Here is a 14,958-nt window from a genome sequence, read left to right as displayed (position 1 = left end):
TGATGAGTATGAGCAATCGAAAAGTTCCGTTACGAAAATGTGTTGCAACGCAAGAAATGAAATCAAAACGAGAGCTCGTTCGCATTGTTCGTTCCAAAGAGGGAGAAGTGTCTATTGATTTAACTGGAAAGAAATCAGGACGAGGTGCTTATTTATCAAAAGATAAAGAAAGCATTCTTCAAGCTCAAAAGAAAAATGTTTTGGAACATCATCTAAAAGCGAAAATCGACAGTTCTCTTTATGAAGAACTTCTTGAGCTTGTTGAGAAGGAGTCGAAATAAGTGTCCGATTGGAAATCGTTTTTAGGACTAGCAAACCGGGCTCGAAAAATTATTTCGGGTGAAGAACTCGTTTTAAAGGAAGTACGAAGTGGCAAGGCAAAACTTGTGTTGCTATCTGAGGATGCGTCAGTAAATACTACAAAGCGTATCACGGATAAAACGACGTACTACAACGTACCAATGAGAAAGGTCGAAAATCGACAACAATTAGGGCATGCGATTGGGAGAGATGAGCGAGTCGTTGTAGCTGTGTTAGATGAAGGCTTTGCGAAAAAGCTGCGTAGCATGCTCGATACAAATTACCGGGGGTGAAGGTATGAGTAAAATTCGAGTGCATGAATATGCGAAAAAACATAATATCTCAAGTAAAGATCTTATGACAAAACTAAAAGAAATGAATATCGAGGTTTCGAATCATATGACAATGTTAGACGATGAAGTAGTAAACAAATTAGATAATGAGTATCAAGCTGAAAAACCTTCTGTTGCAGATGAGTTTGAAGTAGAAGAAAAAGTTGTTCGTAGTAAAAAGAACAGCAATAAGAAAAAGAAAAAAGGCAAAGGAAATGAAGATAAGCGTCAAGAGAACTTTGCTGGAAGACAACAAACACAAACTGTAGAAACACCAGATAAAATTACTTTCTCTGGAAGTCTTACAGTAGGTGATCTTGCTAAGAAATTAAGCAAAGAGCCATCTGAAATTATTAAAAAGCTCTTCATGCTTGGAATTATGGCAACAATTAACCAAGATTTAGATAAAGATACAATTGAGTTAATTGCTAACGACTACGGTATTGAAGTAGAAGAAGAAGTAATTGTAAGCGAAACTGAGTTTGAAACATTCATCGATGAGCAAGATGATGAAGAGAACTTAAAAGAGCGTCCAGCTGTAGTTACAATCATGGGACACGTTGACCATGGTAAAACAACATTGCTTGACTCTATCCGTAACTCTAAAGTAACTGCTGGTGAAGCGGGTGGAATTACTCAGCATATTGGTGCATACCAAGTTGAAGTAAATGACAAGAAAATTACATTCTTAGATACACCTGGTCACGCGGCGTTTACAACGATGCGTGCTCGTGGTGCACAAGTAACGGATATTACAATCCTTGTTGTTGCAGCTGATGACGGTGTTATGCCACAAACAGTTGAAGCAATTAACCATGCGAAAGCAGCAGGAGTACCAATTATTGTTGCTGTGAATAAAATGGATAAACCAGCTGCGAACCCTGATCGCGTAATGCAAGAACTAACAGAATATGAATTAGTTCCAGAAGCATGGGGCGGAGACACAATTTTCGTACCAATTTCTGCGATTCAAGGCGAAGGAATTGACAACTTACTAGAAATGATTCTTCTTGTAAGTGAAGTAGAAGAGTATAAAGCAAATCCAAACCGCTATGCAACTGGTACTGTAATCGAAGCCCAGCTTGATAAAGGTAAAGGAACTATTGCGACATTACTTGTTCAAAACGGTACGCTTCGAGTAGGAGATCCAATCGTTGTTGGAACTACATTCGGTCGTGTTCGTGCAATGGTAAGTGATATTGGTCGTCGTGTAAAAGTTGCTGGTCCATCAACTCCTGTTGAAATTACAGGTTTAAACGAAGTACCACAAGCAGGAGATCGTTTCATGGCATTCGCTGATGAGAAGAAAGCTCGTCAAATCGGTGAATCACGTGCACAAGAAGCGTTACTTGCTCAACGTGGTGAGAAATCTAAATTAAGCCTTGAAGATTTATTCCAACAAATCCAAGAGGGCGATGTAAAAGAAATTAACTTAATTGTGAAAGCGGACGTACAAGGTTCTGTAGAAGCAATGGCAGCATCACTTCGTAAAATTGATGTTGAAGGTGTTAAAGTTAAAATTATCCATACAGGCGTAGGTGCGATTACAGAATCTGATATCATTTTAGCTTCTGCATCTAATGCAATTGTAATTGGATTTAACGTACGCCCAGATGTAAATGCGAAGCGTACAGCTGAATTAGAGAACGTTGATATTCGTTTACACCGCATTATTTATAAAGTAATCGAAGAGATCGAAGCAGCGATGCAAGGTATGCTAGATCCAGAATTTGAAGAAAAAGTAATCGGTCAAGCAGAAGTACGTCAAACGTTTAAAGTAACAAAAGTTGGAACAATCGCAGGTTGTTACGTAACAGATGGTAAAATTACACGTGATAGCGGCGTGCGTATTATCCGTGATGGTGTGGTAATCTATGAAGGTCAACTTGATACGTTAAAACGTTTCAAAGACGACGTAAAAGAAGTTGCTCAAAACTATGAGTGTGGTATTACAATTGAGAAATACAACGATCTTAAAGAAGGGGACATCATTGAAGCGTACATTATGGAAGAAGTGAAGCGATGATTATCGCTTCTCTCTCATTTGAGTGTATGATTTACGATGTGCATTCTTTAAAAGAGAAACGAGCAATTTTGCAACGGGTGTTAACTCGTGTGAAACAGCGTTATAACGTAGCTGTTTCAGAAGTAGGGCATCAAGATGTATGGCAACGTACAGAAATTGCGATTGTTTCCGTATCCTCAAATCGTGTTATTTGTGAAAAAGAAATGAATCGTGTACTTGAGTATATCGATTCATTTCCTGAAATTGAACGTACGATAACACAATTGGAATGGTATTGAATGAGGTGAAGAGTTATGAAATTACGTGCAAACCGTGTAGGCGAGCAAATGAAAAAAGAATTAGGCGACATCATCAGTCGTAAAATTAAAGATCCACGTGTCGGATTTGTTACTGTAACAGATGTACAAGTGAGTGGAGATTTACAAATTGCTACAGTGTATATTTCTGTTTTAGGTGATGAAGAGCAGAAAGAAAGTACACTAAAAGGTTTAGCGAAGGCAAAAGGCTTCATTCGTTCAGAAATTGGCCAACGTATTCGTCTTCGTAAAACGCCTGAAATTTCCTTTGAATTTGATGAATCTATCGGATATGGTCATCGAATTGATACACTTTTACATGAAATTAATAAAGAAGGTAAACGTGAAGAATAATGGATAGACATTTGTCTATCCATTTTTTCAATGTAAAATAAGTTTTAGGTAATGATTATGAAAGAATTACGATGAGGTGAACATATATGGAAGGTGTAGTATTATTACATAAGCCAAAAGGCATGACATCACACGATTGTGTATTTAAATTAAGAAAGATATTGCGTGAAAAACGAATTGGTCATACAGGAACATTAGATCCAGATGTAACAGGAGTATTGCCTATTTGTGTTGGACGAGCAACGAAGATTGCACAATTTTTAACAAGTGAAACGAAAACATATGAAGGTGAAGTAACATTAGGGTTTTCAACAACAACTGAAGATGCTTCAGGTGAAGTTGTGGAAACGAAACATGTAGATCGTGTTATTACTCGTAAAGAAGTGGAGGAGGTTCTTGCCGCATTAACAGGTACGATTGAGCAAATGCCTCCGATGTTTTCGGCTGTAAAAGTTAACGGAAAAAAATTATATGAATATGCAAGAGCAGGACAAGAGGTTGAACGTCCAGTTCGTACAATTACAATTCATGAATTTGTATTACTAGATGATCGTGAAGTGTTTGAAGGAGAAAATATTTCATTCCGTTTCCGTGTAACGTGTAGTAAAGGAACATATGTAAGAACATTAGCGGTAATGATTGGTGAAAAACTTGGTTTTCCATCACATATGTCTCACCTTGTAAGAACGGCTTCAGGTGAATTTGTATTAGAAGATTGCATATCATTTGAAGAAATTGAAGAAAACGTGCAAAATGGAACAGTAGAGTCTATCTTCATTTCAATTGATGAAGCATTAAGTAAGTTCCCGAAAATGGTTGTAGATGAAAAGCAAGCAGAAAAAATAAAAAATGGTATGTTCTTAAAAAATGAATTGCAAATAACGGCGCCATTTATAACAGTGTTTGATAAAAACGATCGTTGCCTTGCAATTTATGAGCACCATCCAAAACACCCTGGTATGCTAAAGCCGATGAAAGTACTTGTGAATAATCAAGAACTAAAGCTATAATGAATTATTGGAAGGATTATTACAGAAAAAGGTGAATTCAAGCGTGAAACTTATTCATTTAACTCATCCACATGAACAAAATAAATTAGAATTACCACCTACTGTAATGGCATTAGGATTTTTTGATGGCATTCATTTAGGACATCAATGTGTGATTCGAACTGCGAAACAAATAGCGGATGAAAAGGGATATAAAAGTGCAGTGATGACATTTTATCCGCATCCATCTGTTGTTTTAGGTAAAAAGGAAGCGCATGCGGAGTATATTACACCAATGTGTGATAAAGAAAAAATAGTCGAGAGTTTAGGAATCGATATATTATATGTTGTTAAATTCGATGAATCATTTGCAGGCTTATTGCCACAACAATTTGTAGATGATTATATTATTGGTTTAAATGTAAAGCATGTAGTAGCAGGGTTTGATTATTCATATGGACGTTTAGGAAAAGGAAAGATGGAGACTTTACCATTTCATGCAAGAGGGGAGTTTACACAGACTGTGATTGAAAAAGTTGAATTTCAAGAAGAGAAAGTAAGTTCTACGGCATTACGAAAGTTAATTCGAAATGGCGAAATGGAGCAAATTCCATCTATTTTAGGTAGAGCATATACAGTAGGAGGAACGGTTGTACACGGTGATAAACGTGGACGTCAAATTGGTTTCCCAACAGCTAATGTAGGTTTAAGTGATGAGTATCTATTACCACCTGTAGGTGTTTATGCAGTGAGATTAAAAGTTCACGATGAATGGTACGATGGTGTATGTAATATTGGATATAAACCAACCTTTAAAGAAGATGAGCGCCAACTATCTATTGAAGTGCACTTATTTGAATTTAACAAAGACATATATGATCAAAATGTTACAGTAGAGTGGCATATGCGTATAAGAGAAGAGAAGAAATTCAATGGCATCGATGAGTTAGTTGAACAAATCGCAAAAGATAAGAAAACAGCACAAGAATATTTTGCGAACGAAAATAATATACTTGCTTTTTCAAATGAAAAGTAGTATTCTATGTTATGTACTTTATGACAACCATTGCTTGGCATTGCGACTCACCGACGCTTGCTAGGTAATCGGGGGTTTAATTAATAGGAGGTGAAATAGGATGGCTTTAACACAAGAGCGTAAAAATGAAATCATTGCACAATTTAGAACTCATGAGACTGATACTGGTTCTCCAGAGGTTCAAATTGCTGTCCTAACGGAGCAAATTAACACTCTAAACGAGCACTTACGTACTCACAAGAAAGATCATCATTCACGTCGTGGTCTATTAAAGATGGTTGGTAAACGTCGTAACTTACTAACTTACCTTCGTAATAGCGATATCACACGTTACCGTGAATTAATCACAAAGCTTGGCTTACGTCGATAGTCAAAGAAGCGGGAATATTCCCGCTTTTTTGTTAGGTAAAAATATATCTTCTACTCTTTATAGCTTACTTCATTTTCGGTAATACTAGAGGTAGAATATTGTGATATACTATCCATTTACATAGAAGAATTGAATACTTTAAATTGAGAGGGGTACTTAAATGAGTCAAGAAAAGCAAGTCTTCTCGATAGATTTAGCTGGTCGCCAGCTAACAGTTGAAACAGGTCAGCTTGCAAAGCAAGCAAACGGAGCAGTATTAGTAAGATATGGCGATACAGCGGTTCTATCTACAGCAACTGCATCAAAAGAAGCAAAAAATGTAGATTTCTTCCCACTTACAGTAAACTATGAAGAGCGTTTATATGCAGTCGGAAAAATTCCTGGCGGTTTCATTAAACGTGAAGGTCGTCCAAGTGAAAAAGCAATTTTGGCAAGTCGTTTAATCGACCGTCCAATTCGTCCACTTTTCGCAGATGGATTCCGTAACGAAGTACAAGTTGTCAGCATCGTAATGAGTGTTGATCAAGATTGTTCTTCTGAAATGGCAGCTATGCTTGGTTCTTCATTAGCGTTATCGATTTCAGACATTCCATTTGAAGGTCCGATCGCGGGTGCAACAGTTGGTCGTATTAACGGCGAATTCGTTATCAACCCAACAGTAGAACAGCAAGAACAAAGTGATATTCACCTTGTTGTAGCTGGTACGAAAGATGCAATTAACATGGTTGAAGCAGGAGCAGATCAAGTGCCTGAGGAAACAATGTTAGAAGCAATTATGTTTGGTCATGACGAAATTAAACGTCTAATTGCATTCCAAGAAGAGATTGTACAAGCTGTAGGTAAAGAGAAATCAGAAGTGAAACTTTATGAAGTTGACGCTGATCTTAACCAAGCTGTACGTGAAATGGCTGAGAAGGATATGCATTCTGCAATTCAAGTACATGAGAAACATGCACGTGAAGATGCAATTAACGAAGTGAAAAAGCGTGTAATTGAGCATTACGAAGCGCAAGAAGCTGATGCTGATACATTAGGACAAGTAAATGAGATTTTATATAAAATTGTAAAAGAAGAAGTACGTCGTCTTATTACAGTTGAGAAAATCCGCCCAGATGGCCGTAAAGGTGACGAAATCCGTCCATTAGCATCAGAGGTTGGCATTTTATCTCGTACACACGGTTCTGGTTTATTCACACGTGGACAAACACAAGCATTAAGTATTTGTACATTAGGCGCATTAGGCGATGTGCAAATTTTAGATGGCCTTGGTGTAGAAGAATCAAAACGCTTTATGCACCATTACAATTTCCCATCATTTAGTGTTGGTGAAACAAGACCAATGCGTGGACCAGGTCGTCGTGAAATTGGTCACGGTGCACTAGGAGAACGTGCTCTTGAGCCTGTAATTCCGTCTGAAAAAGATTTCCCATACACAGTACGTCTTGTATCTGAAGTATTAGAATCAAATGGTTCTACTTCACAAGCGAGTATTTGTGGTAGTACTTTAGCAATGATGGATGCTGGTGTTCCACTTAAAGCTCCAGTTGCAGGTATTGCAATGGGCCTAGTTAAATCAGGTGAGCATTACACAATTTTAACTGATATTCAAGGTATGGAAGATCATTTAGGTGATATGGACTTTAAAGTAGCAGGTACAGCACACGGTGTAACTGCACTACAAATGGACATTAAAATCGATGGTCTATCTCGTGAAATTTTAGAAGAGGCATTACAACAAGCGAAAGTTGGTCGTATGCACATTCTAGATCATATGTTATCTGTAATTGCAGAGCCACGCACTGAATTATCAGCGTACGCTCCAAAGATTATTACAATGACAATTAACCCGGATAAAATCCGTGATGTTATCGGACCAAGCGGTAAACAAATCAATAAAATTATTGAAGAAACTGGCGTTAAAATTGACATCGAGCAAGATGGTACAGTATTCATTTCTTCAATAAATCAAGAAATGAACGACAAAGCTAAGAAAATTATCGAGGATATCGTTCGTGAAGTACAAGTAGGTGAAATCTACGAAGGAAAAGTGAAACGTGTTGAGAAATTCGGTGCTTTCGTTGAATTATTCAGCGGTAAAGATGGATTAGTTCACATTTCTGAACTTGCACTTGAGCGTGTAGGTAAAGTAGAAGACGTTGTGAAAATCGGTGATGTAATTACAGTTAAAGTTATCGAGATTGACAAGCAAGGTCGCGTGAATTTATCTAGAAAAGTATTGCTAAAAGAAGAGCAAGAAAAAGAAGCTGCTAAAGAAGAAAACAAACAAGAGCAGCAATAAGCAAAAGCCAGTTTAACTGGCTTTTTTTGTTATGTAAAAATATGATTTGCATATATTTTTATGTCAGTATAGGTATAGTTTTCATTATAACGCTCAAATTAACAAAGATAAGAAGAAAAATGGTTTTTTATATAGTTAATGGGAGGGTTTATATGAAAACTCGTATATTGGTATACATATGTATATTCTTTTTATATGTCAGTGCAGGTTCTTATTCTGTTTTTGCACAGGATCACTTATATGAAGAAATTCAAAAGCATGCAAAACAATATGAGATTGCACCGCAAAATGCGATGATTGATAAGATATGGAAAGCAACACCAGGATATAATGGAAGACAAGTTGATATGGAAGCATCCTATAACAATATGAAGAAATTAAAGCAGTTTGATCAAAAACATCTTGAATTCAAGGAAGTATCACCGAGTGTCCACTTAGAAGATTTATCACCAGCACCAATTTATAGAGGTCATCCGGATAAAAAGATGGTCGGGTTAACAATAAATGTGGCATGGGGAAATGAGTATTTGCCTCGTATATTAGAAATATTGAAAAAGCATGATGTGAAGGCGACTTTCTTTTTAGAAGGACGTTGGGTGAAAGAAAATTTACGATTTGCAAAAATGATTGTCGATGCAAATCAAGAAGTTGGAAATCATTCTTACACACACCCTAATATGAAAACGTTATCTTCTGATGAAATAAGAGATCAGTTACAAAAAACAAATCGAATGATCGAAGCAGCTACGAATCAAAAGGTAAGATGGTTTGCACCGCCGAGTGGAAGTTTTCGGGATGAAGTCGTGAAAATTGCAGATGATTTTCAAATGGGAACGATTATGTGGACTGTTGATACAATTGATTGGAAGCGACCTGAGCCAGGTGTACTATTGCAGAGAGTAATGAGAAAAATACATCCAGGTGCTATCGTATTAATGCATCCTACTTCGTCCACAACAGAAGCATTAGATACAATGATTACAAAATTGAAGGAACAAGGATATAAAGTAGGGAATATAACAGAATTACTGGATGAAAAACGTGTAGATTAAATACATTTGCATGACATTCATCCTTAAACTTGTTATCATTAAATAATAGCACTTATTTAGAGAAACTGGCAGTAGGAGGAAAGTTTTTGATTAAAAAATATACTTGTAAAAATGGTGTAAGAATAGTTATGGAGAATATACCAACTGTAAGATCGGTTGCGATTGGTATTTGGATCCATGCAGGATCAAGAAATGAAAATGAAAAAAATAACGGGATTTCTCACTTTTTAGAGCATATGTTCTTTAAAGGAACAGAAACACGTAGTGCACGTGAAATTGCAGAATCATTTGATAGCATTGGTGGGCAAGTGAATGCTTTTACTTCAAAAGAATACACTTGTTACTATGCAAAAGTGCTAGATGAGCATGCTAAATATGCTTTAGATGTATTAGCAGATATGTTCTTTAATTCAACATTTGATGAAGAAGAACTGAAAAAAGAGAAGAATGTCGTATGTGAAGAAATTAAAATGTACGAAGATGCTCCAGAGGATATTGTGCATGATATGTTAACGAAAGCAACATATGAAACGCATCCGCTTGGATATCCTATTTTAGGAACAGAAGAAACGCTTAATACGTTTACAGGTGATACGCTACGTCAATATATTAAGGATCACTACACACCAGAAAATGTAGTTGTATCAATTGCAGGAAATATTGATGAAGCCTTTTTACAAACAGTAGAGCAATATTTCGGTAGTTATGAAGGAACGACAAACCGTGAACAAGTACATAGCCCAATTTTCCATTTTAATAAGGTAGCACGTAAAAAGGAAACAGAACAAGCTCATTTATGTTTAGGATATAAAGGCTTACAAATGGGACACGAAGATATTTATAACTTAATTGTATTAAATAACGTTTTAGGCGGTAGTATGAGTAGCCGTTTATTCCAAGAAGTACGTGAGCAACGCGGGTTAGCTTACTCAGTATTCTCTTACCATTCTTCTTATGAAGATACAGGTATGTTAACGCTGTATGGTGGAACAGGTAGCCAACAATTGGATACACTGTATGAAACAATGCAAGAAACATTAGAAACATTGAAAAATACAGGTATTACAGAAAAAGAGCTTATGAATAGTAAAGAGCAATTAAAAGGAAACTTAATGTTAAGTTTAGAAAGTACGAATAGTCGTATGAGCCGTAATGGTAAAAATGAATTGCTACTTCGTAAGCACCGTTCACTTGATGAGATTATTGAAAGTGTAAACACGGTAACAAAAGAAAATGTAGATGAGTTAATTCGTAACATGTTTACAGATGAATTTTCTGCAGCATTAATTAGTCCAGATGGAAAACTTCCAAAAGGAATAAAACTGTAATTACTATATATGATTTAAAAATAACCGTATCTCTTTTAAATGAGATACGGTTATTTTTTGTGGGTATATAGAATAGGTACTAATTATGGATAACTTAAATGAATAATTTGGGTAGGGGGAGAGAGTATGCGATTAAGTGAACTAAGTGGGAAAGAAATTGTTAATTTAGAAAGAGCAGAAAAAATGGGGGTTTTAGGTTATGTGGATTTAGAGGTTGATGAGAAGGATGGACAAATACAGGCTCTTATTATACCTGCTGGGAAATGGGGAGGTTTCAAAAAGGAACCACAAGAAATAAGAGTAGCATGGAGGCAAATTAAAAAAGTGGGGCATGATATGATTCTTTGTGATATTACAGATCGTTCAAATTCGAAGTGAAAGATGGCCATTTTGGTCATCTTTTTTTGTTCATTTTACTCAGAGCAAAATCCAACAGAATATCTTTTCCTATGCCGAATTTTGAGGTAGGGCCTTCCTACATACAAATAGCGGGATACATGATAGGTGCTTTTTGTTTTTCAATCACCTAAAACTCGTACATTACATATGATGTGGAGGAAAAAGAAAAAGTAGGCACTTTTCTTATAAATGACAGAAAAAGAAGGTGAATTAGGGAATGTTGACTGAGATGCATATTGCTGTCATAGGAGGAGATGCAAGACAGCTAGAAGTAATTCGCAAGCTCGTTGAATTGGATGCGAAACTTTCATTGATAGGGTTTGATCAGTTAGACCATGGCTTCACAGGGGCAGCAAAAGAAAGTATACAAAATTTAGATTTCACTTCTTTAGATGCAATTATTTTGCCAGTTGCAGGTACAAATGCCAAGGGAGAAGTAGATACTATTTTTTCAAATGAAAAAGTTTCTATAACGAAAGAACAAATTGAAAATACACCAGAACATTTTACTATATATTCAGGTATTGGTACGCCTTACTTGGAAAATCTCGTATCTACTACAAACCGTAAACTAATTAAATTATTTGATCGTGATGATGTGGCAATCTACAATTCTATACCAACTGTAGAAGGTACATTAATGATGGTAATTCAACATACCGACTATACAATTCATGGTTCTAATGTAATGGTTTTAGGATTTGGTAGAACAGGGATGAGCGTTGCCAGAGCATTTCAATCATTAGGAGCCCATGTCAAAGTTGGAGCAAGACGATCGGAACATATTGCACGTATTACAGAAATGATGTTTTCTCCTTTTCATATGCAGAACATTGAGAAAGAAGTAGGGGATATCGATATTGTCATTAATACAATTCCACATCTCGTTGTGACAGCAAATGTCATTTCAAAAATGCCGGCCCATACGTTAGTAATTGATTTAGCTTCTAAACCAGGCGGTACCGACTTTAGATATGCAGAAAAAAGAGGAGTCAAAGCGCTGTTAGCACCTGGATTACCAGGTATTGTTGCTCCAAAAACAGCAGGACAAATTTTAGCGAACGTTCTTTCTCAGTTATTAGCAGAAGATGTAATCGCAAGAAAGGAGAATGGGGAATGAATTTAAAAGGGAAAAGAATAGGGTTTGGTTTTACGGGTTCACATTGTACGTACGAAGAAGTAATGCCTCATTTAGAAAAGTTAATTGCTGAGGGAGCTGAAGTGCGTCCAGTTGTTTCTTACACTGTTCAATCAACAAATACGAGATTTGGCGAAGGGGCAGAATGGATTAAAAAGATTGAAGAAGTAACAGGTTTTAAAGCGATTAATTCAATCGTTGGCGCAGAACCACTTGGACCTAAAATCCCATTAGATTGTATGGTAATTGCTCCTTTAACAGGAAATTCTATGAGTAAATTTGCGAATGCAATGACAGACTCTCCAGTACTAATGGCAGCAAAAGCGACGCTAAGAAATGGCAAGCCTGTCGTATTGGCCGTTTCGACGAATGATGCTTTAGGGCTTAATGGAGTAAATCTCATGCGCCTAATGGCCACAAAAAACATCTACTTCGTCCCATTCGGTCAAGACGCACCAGAGAAAAAACCGAACTCAATGGTAGCTCGCATGGAGCTGCTTGAAGATACAGTATTAGAAGCACTGCAAGGGAAGCAATTGCAACCGGTTGTCGTAGAAAAATTCAGATATATGAATTAAAAAACGAAAAAAAACGGACAATTTTTGATGAAACCATCATTCTTACTGTAGAATATGATAAAATTAACGTTATTAAGATTAGAAGGGGTATTCTATACTCCTTCTCATTCTAAGTTATAGAAGGATTGGTATCTAGAAAGGGGCATAGTGATGGAAAAGCAAAAAACTTTTCATGTCGCTGTAGTTGGAGCAACCGGCGCAGTTGGTGAACAAATGTTAAATACTTTAGAGAAACGAGAATTTCCAATCGGGAAGTTAACGTTACTTTCATCTAAACGATCTGCAGGTAAGAAACTTGTATTTAAAGGCGAAGAATTTACAGTTCAAGAGGCAACTCCTGAAAGTTTTGAAGGAGTAGATATCGCACTATTTAGTGCTGGTGGATCTGTATCAAAACAATTAGCGCCAGAAGCAGCAAAGCGCGGTGCGATTGTTGTTGATAATACAAGTGCATTCCGTATGACAGAAAACGTGCCACTTGTTGTACCTGAAGTAAATGAAAACGACTTAAAAGAACATAACGGTATTATTGCAAATCCAAACTGTTCTACAATTCAAATGGTAGTAGCTCTTGAGCCAGTTCGTCAGCAATATGGTTTAAAACGAGTAATCGTTTCCACATATCAAGCTGTATCAGGTGCTGGTGCGGCAGCGATTGAAGAACTTCATGAACAATCACAAGCAATCTTAAATGGTGAAGAAGTGAAGGCGAATGTTTTACCTGTATCAGGTGATAAGAAACATTTCCCGATTGCTTTCAACGCGATTCCACAGATTGATAAGTTCCAAGATAATGGATTTACATTTGAAGAAATGAAAATGATTAATGAAACGAAAAAAATTATGCATATGCCAGAGCTAGAAGTAGCGGCAACATGTGTACGTTTACCAGTTGTATCAGGTCACTCTGAGTCTGTTTACATTGAAGTAGAAAAAGAGGGCGTAACAGTAGAGGAATTAAAGAACTTACTTGCAAATGCGGAAGGTATCGTTCTGCAAGATAACCCAGAAGAGCAATTATATCCAATGCCAGCTACTGCAGTAGGTAAAAACGAAGTATTCGTTGGAAGAATCCGTAAAGATTTAAATAACGATAAAGGATTCCATCTTTGGGTCGTATCTGATAACTTATTAAAAGGCGCTGCATGGAATTCTGTTCAAATTGCAGAGCGCTTAGTAAAATTACAATTAGTGTAAACGGCTAAGAGAAGGTGCAAAATATGAAAATTATTGTTCAAAAATTTGGTGGCACATCTGTACGTGATGAAAATGGACGTAAGCATGCGCTTCATCATATAAAAAAATCGCTAGATGCGGGTTATAAAGTAGTGACTGTCGTATCTGCTATGGGTCGTAAAGGTGAACCATATGCAACTGATACGTTGTTAAGTCTTGTAAATCAAGAGGAATCTCACATTTCTAATCGTGAGCAAGATTTATTATTATCATGCGGAGAATTAATCTCAGCAATCGTTTTCTCTAACATGTTAAATGAGAACGGTATAAAAGCGGCGGCATTAAATGGTGCACAAGCTGGTTTTGTAACAAATGATGATTTTACAAATGCTAAGATTATTGAAATGAATTGTGATCGTATACACGAAGAGCTAGAAAATGTAGATGTAATCGTTGTGACAGGATTCCAAGGACAAACGAAAAAAGGTGATACGACAACACTTGGACGCGGAGGTAGTGATACTTCAGCTTCAGCTTTAGGTGTTGCGCTTCATGCTGAATATATCGATATCTTCACAGATGTAGAAGGTGTGATGACTGCGGATCCTCGCATTGTAAAAGATGCACGTCATCTTCAAACTGTAACGTATAACGAAATTTGTAACATGGCATACCAAGGTGCAAAAGTCGTTCATCCACGTGCAGTTGAAATTGCGATGCATGCAAAAGTACCGCTTCGTGTACGTTCTACGTACTCTGATAGTGAAGGTACGCTTATTTCAGCATCTGACGGCGCTACAAAAGGCCGTGATGTAGAAGAACGTCCTGTTACAGGTATTGCACATGTATCAAATGTGACGCAAATTAAAGTACTTGCAAAAGAAACAGCATATGATTTGCAGCAGCATGTGTTTAAAGAAATGGCGAATGAAGGAATCAGTGTCGATTTAATTAACATTTCACCTACTGGGGTAGCTTATACGGTGAGTGATAATGTATCAAATCGTGCAGTTGAACTATTACAAAACCTTGGATATGAGCCAATTGTGACAGAGCATTGTGCGAAAGTATCTATTGTAGGAGCTGGAATGGCAGGATACCCAGGGGTTACTGCGAAAATCGTTACAGCTTTAGCTGAAAAAGGTATTCAAATTCTGCAATCAGCAGATAGTCATACAACTATTTGGGTTCTTGTAAAAGAAACTGATTTAGTGGAGGCTGTAAATGCATTACATAGTGCGTTTGAGCTTTCAAAAGAAAAGCAACTGGAACAATAAGGAGTGAG

Annotated in this window: 16 protein-coding genes; all 16 read left to right on the top strand. The window is 36.9% G+C overall.

The features are described 5' to 3' along the window. The first annotated feature begins 8 nt into the window (after nucleotides 1-8). The 16 genes from rnpM (at nucleotide 9) to dapG (ending at nucleotide 14,950) form a co-directional block, all read left to right on the top strand. Entirely contained in the window at nucleotides 9-281 is a 273-nt protein-coding gene (gene rnpM / locus ACTFR9_RS11165) for an RNase P modulator RnpM (RefSeq protein WP_000071128.1), read from the top strand. Continuing rightward, nucleotides 282-593, top strand: a complete 312-nt coding sequence (locus ACTFR9_RS11160) for a YlxQ family RNA-binding protein (RefSeq protein WP_001286523.1) — start codon at nucleotides 282-284, stop codon at nucleotides 591-593. It abuts the gene before it with no gap. Between the two features lie 4 nt (nucleotides 594-597). Further along, a complete protein-coding gene (infB, locus tag ACTFR9_RS11155; protein ID WP_000036342.1) occupies nucleotides 598-2,658 on the top strand; it encodes a translation initiation factor IF-2 in 2,061 nt (686 codons plus the stop codon). Then, nucleotides 2,655-2,936: a DUF503 domain-containing protein gene (locus ACTFR9_RS11150; RefSeq protein WP_000582364.1), complete on the top strand. Its 282-nt coding sequence runs from the start codon at nucleotides 2,655-2,657 to the stop codon at nucleotides 2,934-2,936. The genes infB and ACTFR9_RS11150 overlap by 4 nt, the downstream gene beginning before the upstream one ends. 15 nt (nucleotides 2,937-2,951) lie before the next feature. Further along, the gene (rbfA, locus tag ACTFR9_RS11145) at nucleotides 2,952-3,308 is read left to right on the top strand and encodes a 30S ribosome-binding factor RbfA (protein ID WP_000776443.1); all 357 of its coding nucleotides are present in this window, start codon (nucleotides 2,952-2,954) and stop codon (nucleotides 3,306-3,308) included. A gap of 86 nt (nucleotides 3,309-3,394) precedes the next feature. Then, nucleotides 3,395-4,318 carry a tRNA pseudouridine(55) synthase TruB gene (gene truB / locus ACTFR9_RS11140; RefSeq protein WP_000399341.1) on the top strand — a complete coding sequence of 308 codons (924 nt, stop codon included), beginning with the start codon at nucleotides 3,395-3,397 and terminating at the stop codon, nucleotides 4,316-4,318. A gap of 43 nt (nucleotides 4,319-4,361) precedes the next feature. After that, complete coding sequence (gene ribF / locus ACTFR9_RS11135; protein WP_000766710.1) at nucleotides 4,362-5,333, top strand: bifunctional riboflavin kinase/FAD synthetase; 972 nt, start codon at nucleotides 4,362-4,364, stop codon at nucleotides 5,331-5,333. Between the two features lie 100 nt (nucleotides 5,334-5,433). Beyond that, the gene (rpsO, locus tag ACTFR9_RS11130) at nucleotides 5,434-5,703 is read left to right on the top strand and encodes a 30S ribosomal protein S15 (protein WP_001229392.1); all 270 of its coding nucleotides are present in this window, start codon (nucleotides 5,434-5,436) and stop codon (nucleotides 5,701-5,703) included. A gap of 160 nt (nucleotides 5,704-5,863) precedes the next feature. Beyond that, nucleotides 5,864-8,002 (top strand): polyribonucleotide nucleotidyltransferase, encoded by a 2,139-nt coding sequence (pnp, locus tag ACTFR9_RS11125; protein WP_000076746.1) that lies wholly within the window; start codon nucleotides 5,864-5,866, stop codon nucleotides 8,000-8,002. 152 nt (nucleotides 8,003-8,154) lie between these two features. After that, nucleotides 8,155-9,054, top strand: a complete 900-nt coding sequence (locus ACTFR9_RS11120; protein WP_229136213.1) for a polysaccharide deacetylase family protein — start codon at nucleotides 8,155-8,157, stop codon at nucleotides 9,052-9,054. Between the two features lie 86 nt (nucleotides 9,055-9,140). Beyond that, nucleotides 9,141-10,382, top strand: coding sequence for a M16 family metallopeptidase (locus tag ACTFR9_RS11115; protein WP_440048969.1), 1,242 nt, complete (start codon nucleotides 9,141-9,143; stop codon nucleotides 10,380-10,382). A 126-nt stretch (nucleotides 10,383-10,508) separates the two neighbouring features. After that, nucleotides 10,509-10,760, top strand: coding sequence for a YlmC/YmxH family sporulation protein (locus tag ACTFR9_RS11110; RefSeq protein WP_001239753.1), 252 nt, complete (start codon nucleotides 10,509-10,511; stop codon nucleotides 10,758-10,760). A 238-nt stretch (nucleotides 10,761-10,998) separates the two neighbouring features. Further along, nucleotides 10,999-11,901 carry a dipicolinic acid synthetase subunit A gene (gene dpaA, locus ACTFR9_RS11105; protein WP_000954725.1) on the top strand — a complete coding sequence of 301 codons (903 nt, stop codon included), beginning with the start codon at nucleotides 10,999-11,001 and terminating at the stop codon, nucleotides 11,899-11,901. After that, nucleotides 11,898-12,497: a dipicolinate synthase subunit B gene (gene dpaB, locus ACTFR9_RS11100; RefSeq protein ID WP_001049480.1), complete on the top strand. Its 600-nt coding sequence runs from the start codon at nucleotides 11,898-11,900 to the stop codon at nucleotides 12,495-12,497. The genes dpaA and dpaB overlap by 4 nt, the downstream gene beginning before the upstream one ends. Before the next feature lie 150 nt (nucleotides 12,498-12,647). Beyond that, nucleotides 12,648-13,694 carry an aspartate-semialdehyde dehydrogenase gene (gene asd / locus ACTFR9_RS11095; RefSeq protein ID WP_000414848.1) on the top strand — a complete coding sequence of 349 codons (1,047 nt, stop codon included), beginning with the start codon at nucleotides 12,648-12,650 and terminating at the stop codon, nucleotides 13,692-13,694. 23 nt (nucleotides 13,695-13,717) lie between these two features. Further along, entirely contained in the window at nucleotides 13,718-14,950 is a 1,233-nt protein-coding gene (gene dapG, locus ACTFR9_RS11090; RefSeq protein ID WP_000692473.1) for an aspartate kinase, read from the top strand. Nucleotides 14,951-14,958: the final 8 nt, after the last annotated feature.

The organism is Bacillus cereus group sp. MYBK222-1 (assembly GCF_051916425.1).
Taxonomy (GTDB): Bacteria; Bacillota; Bacilli; order Bacillales; family Bacillaceae_G; genus Bacillus_A; species Bacillus_A paranthracis.
The sequence above is the reverse complement of the archived record's forward strand: the minus strand, read 5'-3'. Positions and strand labels throughout refer to the sequence as shown.